The organism is Fulvivirga sp. (genome assembly GCF_040220315.1).
In the GTDB taxonomy this organism is placed as follows: domain Bacteria; phylum Bacteroidota; class Bacteroidia; order Cytophagales; family Cyclobacteriaceae; genus Fulvivirga.
The window spans coordinates 1-10823 of the sequence record NZ_JAVJUY010000358.1 but is presented as its reverse complement, the minus strand read 5'-3'; the positions used below and the strand labels follow the sequence as shown (position 1 = coordinate 10823).

10 protein-coding genes are annotated in these 10823 nt (G+C 32.9%); 8 read left to right on the top strand and 2 right to left on the bottom strand.

What is annotated here, in order from left to right; all coding sequences use genetic code 11:
• From RLO81_RS18255 to RLO81_RS18230, 6 genes are all read left to right on the top strand, one after another.
• The coding region (locus RLO81_RS18255; protein WP_350115125.1) for a helix-turn-helix domain-containing protein at positions 1-421 on the top strand (421 nt) is incomplete at its 5' end.
• 113 nt (positions 422-534) lie between these two features.
• Entirely contained in the window at positions 535-1386 is an 852-nt protein-coding gene (locus RLO81_RS18250) for a DJ-1/PfpI family protein (RefSeq protein ID WP_350115122.1), read from the top strand.
• Positions 1387-1509: 123 nt separating this feature from the next.
• The gene (locus tag RLO81_RS18245; protein WP_350115119.1) at positions 1510-2070 is read left to right on the top strand and encodes an RNA polymerase sigma factor; all 561 of its coding nucleotides are present in this window, start codon (positions 1510-1512) and stop codon (positions 2068-2070) included.
• A gap of 34 nt (positions 2071-2104) precedes the next feature.
• Complete coding sequence (locus RLO81_RS18240; RefSeq protein ID WP_350115116.1) at positions 2105-2575, top strand: hypothetical protein; 471 nt, start codon at positions 2105-2107, stop codon at positions 2573-2575.
• Between the two features lie 53 nt (positions 2576-2628).
• Positions 2629-4479 carry a serine hydrolase domain-containing protein gene (locus RLO81_RS18235; RefSeq protein ID WP_350115113.1) on the top strand — a complete coding sequence of 617 codons (1851 nt, stop codon included), beginning with the start codon at positions 2629-2631 and terminating at the stop codon, positions 4477-4479.
• Positions 4480-4640: 161 nt separating this feature from the next.
• Positions 4641-5690 carry a serine hydrolase domain-containing protein gene (locus RLO81_RS18230; RefSeq protein ID WP_350115110.1) on the top strand — a complete coding sequence of 350 codons (1050 nt, stop codon included), beginning with the start codon at positions 4641-4643 and terminating at the stop codon, positions 5688-5690.
• 26 nt (positions 5691-5716) lie between these two features.
• Here the strand turns inward: RLO81_RS18230 and RLO81_RS18225 are convergent, their stop codons facing one another.
• A complete protein-coding gene (locus RLO81_RS18225; RefSeq protein ID WP_350115107.1) occupies positions 5717-8095 on the bottom strand; it encodes an ABC transporter permease in 2379 nt (792 codons plus the stop codon).
• Between the two features lie 228 nt (positions 8096-8323).
• On the opposite strand from RLO81_RS18225, the gene RLO81_RS18220 reads away from it, so the two are divergent.
• Positions 8324-9160: a hypothetical protein gene (locus RLO81_RS18220; RefSeq protein ID WP_350115104.1), complete on the top strand. Its 837-nt coding sequence runs from the start codon at positions 8324-8326 to the stop codon at positions 9158-9160.
• Positions 9161-9224: 64 nt separating this feature from the next.
• On the opposite strand, the gene RLO81_RS18215 is transcribed toward RLO81_RS18220, so the two are convergent.
• The gene (locus RLO81_RS18215; RefSeq protein ID WP_350115101.1) at positions 9225-9695 is read right to left on the bottom strand and encodes a hypothetical protein; all 471 of its coding nucleotides are present in this window, start codon (positions 9693-9695) and stop codon (positions 9225-9227) included.
• Between the two features lie 532 nt (positions 9696-10227).
• Between RLO81_RS18215 and RLO81_RS18210 the strand changes: the two genes are divergently transcribed.
• Complete coding sequence (locus RLO81_RS18210; protein ID WP_350115099.1) at positions 10228-10677, top strand: nuclear transport factor 2 family protein; 450 nt, start codon at positions 10228-10230, stop codon at positions 10675-10677.
• The last annotated feature ends 146 nt before the right edge of the window (positions 10678-10823 follow it).

Below are 10823 nucleotides of genomic sequence, written 5' to 3'. Positions count from 1 at the left end.
GTATTTTGGTACTGAGCGTGCTTCAGCAATAGCAAGAGAGGTAGTTCTATACTTAAGGCGCGGTGAGGGTGACCCTCAATTGAGTATTTTTCTTCAGTATCGTAATCATCTGGAAGACAGGATTCATACCATCCAGGAGTGGTTGATACACCATTTTAATGAAAAGAATAATATAGAAAGTTTGGCAGAGAAGGTGTTTATGAGTCCTCGTAATCTTGTGAGATTGTTCAAAAGAACAACCGGAATTACCATAGGGCAGTACATTGATAAATTGCGTTTAGAACATGCGTCTAAACTCCTTTCAGATAACTATAAGATTGAATATGTTTCTCAGGCTTGCGGGTTTAACAGTTCTGATCAATTGAGACACCTTTTTAAAAAATATAAATTCAGTTTGCCTTCTGAATTCAAAAGCAGATGAGCCTCTAATCTATATGTATTAGGAATATAAAAAATTGTCCTAATTCCATGTGAATCTGTCCTTTTAAATAAGATTGAGAAGATAAACCTTTGGGTTCGAAAATTCAAAAAGTCATGAAAAACATATTAAGAGGCATCGTATTTATAATATTATTTGTTATGTCAATTACAGCTAGTTGTCAGGTTGATTCAGAAAATGAAGAATTTGCATATTACTGTCCTATGTGCCAGAGTAGGTGTGATGAAAATGAATTTGACAAACCTGGTGTTTGTGAGCCATGCGGTATGGCTCTAGTAAAGCAATCAAAAAAGGAAAGGAAAAAACTAATGATTGAAAACTCTCAACGGCCCTCAATTGCTTTTTATTTGCAAAATGGTATTGAAGTTTTAGATTTTGCAGGACCATTAGAAGTTTTTACATATGCTGGTTTTCAGGTATTTACAGTTTCAAAAACTACAGATCCTATTCTTTCTCAAGGTGTTTTAAATGTTATTCCTGATTATGACATAACCAATGCTCCTCAAGCAGATATTTTAGCATTTTTTGGTGGTAACCCTGGTGTAGCACTTCAAGATAAAGAAGTAATGAAATGGATAAAGGATCAGGAGAGCGAAGTTGATTATTTCTTTTCAGTTTGCACAGGAGCTTTTATTCTGGGGCAGGCTGGTTTATTGGATGATCAGACTGTTACAACATTTCATATGGCAATTGAGAACTTGCAAAAGTCGTTCCCTAAAGCTAAAGTGTTATCAAACGTTAGATATGTCGATAATGGGAGGGTCATTACCACAGCAGGTATTTCAGCTGGAATTGATGGAGCCCTGCATTTAGTTGCTAAAATAATGGGTGCAGAGGTAGCTACCCGCACGGTGGATTATATGGAATATGATAAGTGGGTGGCAAATGAAGGGTTGATTATGGATTCTGAGCAGCCCAAAGAAACTAAAGTTGATAGTAATCATTAGTGAGGATTCTGTTGTACGCTTCGATCTTGACCTTTGCCATAGAGAAATAGTTTGATAAGCTCTTCTAATACTATACTTGGATTGATATTTAGCAAGTTTATTCCTTTAATACATTGTCTTATATTGAAGTTAGAGGAACAGCATAGAATAATTAAATCCATCCAAAAAGGTAATAGAGATGATTTTGGTATTCTTTATAAAGAATATTTTCAGAGAATCTTTAATTACTTGTTCAAAAGAGTTCTTGATTTTGACCTAGCGAGAGATATAACTTCTGAAGTATTTATAAAAGCATTTCTTGCAATACAGAGATATCAATGGAGAGGTATTGATTTTATAATATGGCTACATAGGATAGCATACAATGAAATCATGATGTACTCCAGAAATCAGGAACAATTCAGAAAGTATAAGTTTTTAATTCAGTGCACCCCTGTTAATAAGGCTTCACTTGAAGAAGAAAAAATTGAAATCGAAACACAGATTTTGAACGATAAGAGGGTGAATCTGTTGATTCAATCAATTAATAAGTTGCCCAGGAAATATCAAGAACCTATAGCACTGAAATATTACGAAGGATTAACAATAAAGGAGATTGCAATTGTATTATCAAAAAAAGAGGGCACAGTTAAGTCTTTAATAAGCAGAGGAATCGAAAAAGTGAGAAAAAATGCAACCATTTAAATAATGGTGCATTAAAATAGATAAAGATAAAAGCATGAATGAACAAGAATTTGAGAAATCATTGAATGATCTTAAAAATGTTAATGCTAATTTAAAGACGCACCAAAAATATTTGATGTATCCAATATTGAAAGCCAGATCTACGAGCTGGATTGGCTTTATTTTAATATGTGTGCCAGTATTATTTTTATTGGGGGTAGTGCTTAAGGAGTATCTTGATATTGAGTTTGCACCATTCACCGGGCTTTACTGGCTGATTACTGAAAAACTACCTGATTCAGACTCTTCCATAATATCATGGTTAGTAAGGTCTTTATTACTATTGGGCCCATTTATAGTTCTTCTAATTAACTTGTTGGCTATAACCACGATATTTTACGATAAAGATACCAACCAGATTTATTGCAGTATTGAGCTAAAATGGCTCAATTTAATACTGATTCTTTTATCTATTCTAATTATTTTAACATTTATTGGATATCTAATTTTTGAAAATATTCAGTAAGAATTGCAACGTATTCCTCTCAAGTGCATTTAAGAATAAAAAAGAATAGGTAAATGCACAAATTTTTTACGATCCTCGTCATTGCAGTGTTTGGTAATGTTTATTTAAAGCCACTTCCTGCTGAAAATCGACTAGACAATTATGACAGTTTGCGAAAGTCAATAACGAAACTGGTTGAAGAATCTGTCTCGGACTATATAGAAAAATCAACTTATCCAAGTGCCAATGTGTCCATAGTAATTGGTGATTCTCTAATACTCTCTGAAGGTTATGGCTGGGAAGATGAAACAAGAACTGTTCAAGTCAAATCTTCCACTGTATTCAATATTGCGTCTGTTTCTAAAGTATTTGTTTCTGTGGCTATTATGCAATTGGTGGAAGATGGTAAAATTAAACTTCATGAACCGGTCAATAAATATTTTACTAATATTCAGCTTGATTCAGACAGTGTAACTGTTTGGAACCTTATCACGCATACGAGTGGACTAGATGTCATGATGAATGATACTCAACCTACCACTCAGCCATTAATGTCTATGGAGGATTATTTCAGAAAAAATTTGTCTGAAATAGTTTTCAAACCAGGAGATCAAATTAATTATTCTAATCATGGTATGGCACTAGCTGGTCATTTGGTAGAAGTAATATCAGGCTTAGATTTCGCTAGCTATGTAGATAAACATATTTTCAAACCTTTAAATATGGAAAATAGCACCTTTGATCAACCGATACCGGATAAGATTTGCAACAGGTTTAAAGATGAAAGGTTTGATCAGAATGAATGGGTAATACCCTATCCTTCAGCTACGATGGTAAGCAGTGCTGCAGATATGTCAAAATTCATGTCCATGCTTCTCACAAATTCAAACAATCAAGTTTTATCTAAAGATTCAAAGAGTAAACTACTATCCCGTCAATATTCACCGACAATTGGTATGCCTGGGTTAGGATTAAGTTTTTTTGAATCAGAGATAAATGGATATCAGGTGTTTTATCATACTGGCTCTAAAGATCACTTTGCAATCATTGCTTTAGTACCTGAAATCAACTTAGGCATTTTTGCAGCATTGGAGGCGGATCATGGAGGAAGTGAGTTAAGACAAAAGCTAGTAAACAATATTATTCGCAAGTGTTTTCCAAAGCTGGATACACAGTTTACAGAAGAATTTCAAGCTACTAGTCCATCGGAGAACCTTCACGAATATGAAGGGGATTATCGATTTAATCTTATTCCACAAAATAATATCAGAAAATTAACAGGTCTTATTTCAGATTTAACTATTGAATTAGGTATAGATGGTTTCCTAATAGCAGATGGAACTCAAGAAATCAGACAATTTGATAAAGACATGTTTCGAACGTCAGATGGCTCTTATCTATATTTTAGGCGAGATGCAGATGACAAAATTGAAAACCTGTTTGTAAATAGTCCCCTTCATGATTCGGTTAGTTTGAGAAAATTGAATTGGTGGGAATACAGCCATTTTCATATTATTATAATTGCATCAGCTATATTATTAATTGTAATTTCTTGCATTCGATTAGTATTTCTTCTAATCAAGAATCTAATTTATAAGACTGGCTTATATCATAGTAAACATGAGCAAATATTGTGGGTAACGCACACGCTAACTTTACTTTCTTTTATTCTGATTCCAGCAACCATATTTGTAATGATAATGAATACGGAATCAAGAACTGATTATCGACTTAGTCAAATAATATCTTTAGTCCAGGTAGAAATATATATTACATTTTTTTTTGTTTTGCTTTGCTTAACTAAGATCTATCAAATTTGGGTTAAGAAGCTCTTTGAAAAAACATCTAGAATTTATTATGCTATATTTTATCTCATAATGATTCCATTCATTTGGAGTCTGATTTATTGGAATGTTCTGTTTTAAAAATTCTTAATGTTGATCTGCATTTAAATCAGTAAATCCTGGACCATTCTATTTTCGAGGTTTAATATCTATCAACTAAATAGTTAGTTCTAAAATATGTTAAACAACCTTACTTGTCTCAATTACAATCATATTAGTGGGCATAACCAACATATTTAAGCATGAGAATTCTCAGTATAATTTACATTGTAACAACTTTACATTTTTCAATAATCAGTTCTACAGCAGCTCAACCTTCGACTAAGAATCTAAAGGTTGAAATACAAAATCTAGTATCTGATTATTACAATTCACAAAATTACCATGGTTCTATTTTAGTTGCGAATTCAGACGGTATCATTTATCAAGCTGGATTTGGAAATGCCAATGAATCCTCAAAGAATAATGTTCAAACTGTTTACAAAATTGGATCCCTTACAAAAGCTTTTACAGCAACAATTATTTTAAAATTAGAAGAAGAAGGTTTAATAGACTTAGAGGCTACATTGGACTCCTATCTAGATGAGTTTGAAACTGATAACGTCTCTAAAATTAAGGTGAAACATCTGCTGAATTTTAGTAGTGGTTTGCAGAATTACACCATGAATCAAGATATTGTAGCACTTCATTCTAGAGGAGCAGCACCAAAACAACTAGTGTCTTCTTTTATCGGCCAGGAGTTGCTTTTCGAACCAGGAACCAAAAGGGCCTATTGTAATGCTGGATATACGTTATTGGGTTACCTGGCTGAGAAGATAACCGGAGATTCTTATGCTACACTCTTAAGGGAATATATTTTTAAGCCTTTAAATATGACAAATAGCTACTATTTGAATTCCGATAGTGAAACAGAGTCTTATAATGCAAGTGGCGATAAGCAACAGGTTTACCAAATACACTTATCTATTCCATTTGCGGCAGGAGCTATTGAGTCAACTGTGGAAGATCTGTATGTTTTTTACCAAGCCTTGTTTAATGGCGAACTTTTGAGTGAGAACGCAATACAAAATATTCAAAAAATAAATGACCACGGTTATTCCTGTGGCTGGTTTTTTAAAGATACTGATGAATTTACCGTAGTCAATCAGGGAGGCAAAGTGCCAGGTTTTCATTCTCGTGTATCCGCAGTAGTAAAGGACGGAATCTATATCATCTCATTAAATAACATTTCTCAAGCTAAACTGAGAGAGTTGCACATTGAAATCTTATCAATACTAGGATACAACCTTTAGCAAATACGTTTTATTTAATACTAAATTTAATCTTGCCTGATTGATTTAATTGGGCTTTCATTTGCCGCCTTATAACATTGTTGTCCAATTGTAAGCAGTGCAATTGCTAATCCAACCAGCATGGCATAAAGAAGAGATTCCCAACTAAATCCAATGTTGTATGCAAAACCTTCAAGCCAAGTTTTGGTTAAATAAAATGCTATTGGTATTGCTACTACCATTCCAATAATTACAGGTTTTAAAAAATACTTTGTTATTAGCAATGTAACGCTTGACGTTGAAGCCCCTAACACTTTTCGTATAGATACTGACTTTCTAAGATGTTGCAATGTGAAAGAAGTTAAGCCAAATAAGCCTAGACAAGAAATTATGATTGCCAATCCTGAAAATAGCCCAAACATTTCACTTAGTTTTTGTTCTTGATCATACATTCCTTCAAAGGTGCTATCCAAAAATTGAAAATTAAATTCATGTTGCGGTACAAGCTCATCCCATGTATTTCTTACTGATTCTATAGTTGAACCGATATGATTTGAGTTTATCTTAATTGCCATGAAGCGACTTTCATATTCTGGTGATAAATACATAATTAATGGGTCTATTTCATTATTTAAGTGTTTGAAATGAAAGTCTTGTACAACCCCGACAACTACACCTGGAGATTCCCCTCTAGTTTGTAGATTCATTTGTTTACCTATGGCCTCTTCGAGCCTCCATCCAAAATGCCTTAACGCTTTTTCGTTAATCACAAATTCATTTCTATACTGCTGAGTGCCTTGTTGAAAATATCTTCCCACAAGTAACTTTAAATCGAGAGTTTCTATCAAATCTTCATCGGCACTAAACAAATAAAAGTTTTCGCCCCTATCTGTTTCAGCTCCCTCATACCACACATTACTTGTGTTATTCATATTGCCAGGTAGCTCATTCAATCTTGTTATTGATTCGACACCGGCAAGTGTCTGTAACTTATTTTTGACCATTAAGTCTCCAATACTGTCATTAGGCAAATCAATTACAAGTACTTGATCACGGTTAAAGCCAAGATCCTTATTGGTCATATAATCGAACTGAGAGTACACAGTATAGGTTCCAACCATAATTATAAATGCAATAGCAAACTGAATAACTACGAGTGCTTTTCGAAACACTTGACCTTTAGAAATGCCTGTGGCGCTTCCTTTTAGAACTTTTGCCGGATCAAAAGAAGAAATAAAGAACGCAGGGTATAAACCAGCTAAAATTCCCGTCATTAGACTGACTAATATGAAGGTTAACCCAATTGTAGGATTATCAATTGGATTGATTGAGAGTTGTTTACCTATAAAATCATTAAAGCTTGGTAGTAACAGCACTATTAATCCAATTGAAATTAAAAAAGCTACTAGGCTGATTAAGATAGACTCTCCCAGGTATTGTGTGATCAATTGCAATTTACTACTACCAATTGCCTTGCGTATACCTACTTCCTTCGCACGCTTTAAAGATTGAGCGGTTGAAAGATTAACGAAATTAATGCATGCTATTAGCAATATAAAAATGGCAATCGATGAAAATATGTAGATGCTTTTATAACTTCCATTAGGCTCTAATTCTAGGCCTCTGTCAGATGTTAAGTGTATTGATGTAAGTGGTTGAAAAATAATGTGATTTTTATAATCGTCATCTGTAAGTTCAAAGTGCTCATCCAGAAATAAGGATACTTTACGTCCAAAAGATGTTGGGTCAATTTCTGCATTCATTTTAAAATAAGTGTAATGACTTGTTAAAAAACCAAAGGCATTATCAAAATCAGGTCTCATTGGCGGAAAACTTAAAGATGAGACCATCACATCCATATGGACGTGAGAATTTGAGGGGAGAGGCTCAAAGATTCCGGTAACCTTAAATGGCACAGGTTGACGCGAGGTAATTAAATATTTACCTATTGGGTCTTCATCACCAAAAAATGCTTTACTTCTTTCTGGTGTTAAAACAATTGAATGAGACTTGGTTAAGGCAGTTTTTGGATCTCCTTTTATTAACTTAATATCTAAAATATCGAATACTGTAGAGTCTGCGAAGAATAACTTTTGCTTTATCCTAGTATCTGAATTTTCATTAATCAGTATTGCTTCAATCGGTTTTATTCGAGTATAATTTTCAATTTCCGGAAATGATTCTGTAGCTAATGCTCCCAGGCCAAATGTTGAAATTGCCCAATTGTTCGCCTCTAAATCAACAGCAGCTCTATAAATCAAATCAGCATTCCGATTGAATTTATCGTAGCTTAATTCAAAAAGTACATACATTGAAATGAGAAGGCTACAGGTCATCCCAATGGCTAAGCCGGTAATATTTATAATTGAGAAGGATTTATTCCTTAGTAGGTTCCTAAAAGCTGTAATTAGATAATTTTTTATCATAGCTTGATGTGTTCTATTTTAATTATCATAAGAATAATGTTTATTAAAACAGAACTGGTTCTAAAACATAAATCAGAACCTGATATAACATTTCCGAATTCTAATGCAGATAGAAAGTTTCAATTAGAAAGCATCTTAACTGTATTCAAAAGATAAGTTTCAAAACTGATTCTAGAACCATGATACAACTATTAAATGTGATATTGAACTACATTTAAAATTGTACTTATGAAAAACTTAATTTTTGTTGTCATCCTCTTATTTATTGCTTCAAGTGTTTACAGTCAAGCTGACGCTGTACGTAAGACATACCCAGAATCATTTATGGAAGTTGTTAAAACTCATAATGAGGAAGGGCTAAATAATCTTTATACTGATTTAGACGCAAATCTTTATGTAACTAGAAAATATAAAGACGGAGCTAAGTTATTATTCAAAGCAACCTCTTCCGGATGGGCTGAAACGGTTGGTATTAACCCTAATCCATATGAATTGAGGATTTCTCAATTCAATGTTGACATATTAGGAAATATTGCTATCTCTAATGCAAGGTTTGACGAGTATGATGATCATAAACATGGTCAAGATGGCTATGATTTATTTACATACTTCAAAACAAAAGATGGATGGAAAATTAATCATATGAATGTTTCAATAGCATTTGATTTCGATGATATAGAAGAAAAAATTGAGAATACTGTTGATCAGGAAAAGCTTATAGAGTTAAATAAGAACATTCTTTCTTCATTGGAGTCAGCTTCAATCAATGAATCTTGTTTAATTGATTCGAATTGGAGAGCTGATATAGGTTTGTACAAATCTGGAAATTTGACTAGCCTTAAACACCTAAATAAAACTGAATTTCTCGATTTTTTAAAGTCTAACTTCAATGGAAAAATTAAAATTATAACATCAAAGTTGAGTTCTGTTGATGGATATTTAGGCTATACTACGGCAAAATTTTTGGATCCAAAAACTAAAAAGGAAAGTCCACTTATTATCACGTACATTAATTACGAAGGCAATTGGTATTGGACTTCGTTGCAAATAGAAATTAATGAATAATAAACGCATGTGTTCAGCTCTTACCTCGAGCCCTAGCAAAATTTTTAAAAGAGGTATTCTATTCTTATTCAGTATTTATTGAGAAAATACAGGAGACAATTTTCCATCCATTCTTTGTTAGAATTAAGGAATAAATTTCTTTACCCCAATGGGTGGGGTTGCCATCTCTATGTGCAGTATAATTGGTTTTAACAATGGCCATTCCTTGTCTATTTTCTAATATATCAATGTCATCGAATAATTGAGTTACATTTATTTCATTTTCCTTCCAATACTTTATGAAGTAGGCTAGGCCATTGGCTGTATGTGTGTTTTCAGAGTATGGTTCTAACGCAATCTCATCTTTTACCCCATAGAACAAGGCCGATGTTTTAATGAATGCCGAATCAATTAGCTCGGCATTTTTTGTATTGATTGCTTCATTTACCAGATTAACAGTACTTAGAATATTATCAGACTCTGACTGAGCTGTAAGGCTGCCTAATGTAAAAGTTAAACAAATAATTAAACAGTGTTGGACTAGTTTGATTATCATAATTAATTAGTTTTTTTGGAGCCTACTTTGAACGTTGTTTGAAATTTTGAATTGGTTGTTTAACATCGTTAAAGCTAAGTGATTGTTGTATTATTCTGGTTCTCGTAGTTGTTAGAGAACTTAATTTCAACATGTTTTAAATCCAAATTGTTAATCCAGTTTGACGGTCGACTACTTGTTCAAAATCTTGTACTATGTCCAATTTTCTCATGATCAAATACTAGATAAAATACCGGCTATTCGTATACAATGGAGTAGTATTAATTTTAGATATAGGAAGGATTAAGTTCAATATCATGTAATCCTAAAAAGTTCAAAAACTGATTAATGAACCTTTTTAATATTATTTTGAAATAATTTAGGTGCGATTCTCAATGTATCTTAGACATCGATTGTGCATTTTTTTTTACAAAAGTTTATTCAATAGCGACAACCGAAGATAAAAATGGTTGGACTACTTATAAAATGATATTTCTATTAACTTTTACTATACATACCTCTTTTTCTTATGAAGATTTCAAATTTTATGTTCATGTTAGTTCTACTGGTCAGTTGCACCGAAACTGTAAGTGAAAATAAATTAAGTGATTTGGCCAATACCTATGTTCAAATTATATCTAGCGAAAAAAACATTGAGTCTTTCGCAGCATTATATGCAGACTCAATTTTATATTCAGACCCTATTTGGGGTGCAACTGATCAAATTAAATTGGATACATTAAAGTTATGGTTCAAACCGGTGTTTGACCCTAATACAGGTTGGGACTTTGAGATTAATTCAATTGCTACTGATAAAAGTAACAATGTTTTTGCCCTAAAGGGTTATTGCCAAGATTTAGCTACAGGAGAAAGGAGATTAATAACCTCTTGGTATAAAGTCAAAAATGGAAAAATTTATGAACAAACAGATTTGACACCTTGGAGTCTGAACTCTCTCAAATTCTCTCCTAGATTTGAGGAAGCATTGAAGAATTATGAATAAAACCTTGTTCATTTTCGGTATGTATCTTTTGTTAAGACAGTTTGGGAATTAACAAAATCCAGAAAATAACTGCTAGGCATCTTTAAATTATCTGATAGCCAAATTAATAACTCAAAAATTATCTTAATCTGATCCAGTCTAAGTTG

Bases quoted from the DNA above. Each gene is read 5' to 3' on its own strand.
- RLO81_RS18210 (WP_350115099.1), top strand. From the start codon at position 10,228: ATGTTAGTTCTACTGGTCAGTTGCACCGAAACTGTAAGTGAAAATAAA.
- RLO81_RS18230 (WP_350115110.1), top strand. From the start codon at position 4,641: ATGAGAATTCTCAGTATAATTTACATTGTAACAACTTTACATTTTTCA.
- RLO81_RS18235 (WP_350115113.1), top strand. From the start codon at position 2,629: ATGCACAAATTTTTTACGATCCTCGTCATTGCAGTGTTTGGTAATGTT.
- RLO81_RS18220 (WP_350115104.1), top strand. From the start codon at position 8,324: ATGAAAAACTTAATTTTTGTTGTCATCCTCTTATTTATTGCTTCAAGT.
- RLO81_RS18250 (WP_350115122.1), top strand. From the start codon at position 535: ATGAAAAACATATTAAGAGGCATCGTATTTATAATATTATTTGTTATG.
- RLO81_RS18240 (WP_350115116.1), top strand. From the start codon at position 2,105: ATGAATGAACAAGAATTTGAGAAATCATTGAATGATCTTAAAAATGTT.
- RLO81_RS18215 (WP_350115101.1), bottom strand. From the start codon at position 9,695: ATGATAATCAAACTAGTCCAACACTGTTTAATTATTTGTTTAACTTTT.
- RLO81_RS18225 (WP_350115107.1), bottom strand. From the start codon at position 8,095: ATGATAAAAAATTATCTAATTACAGCTTTTAGGAACCTACTAAGGAAT.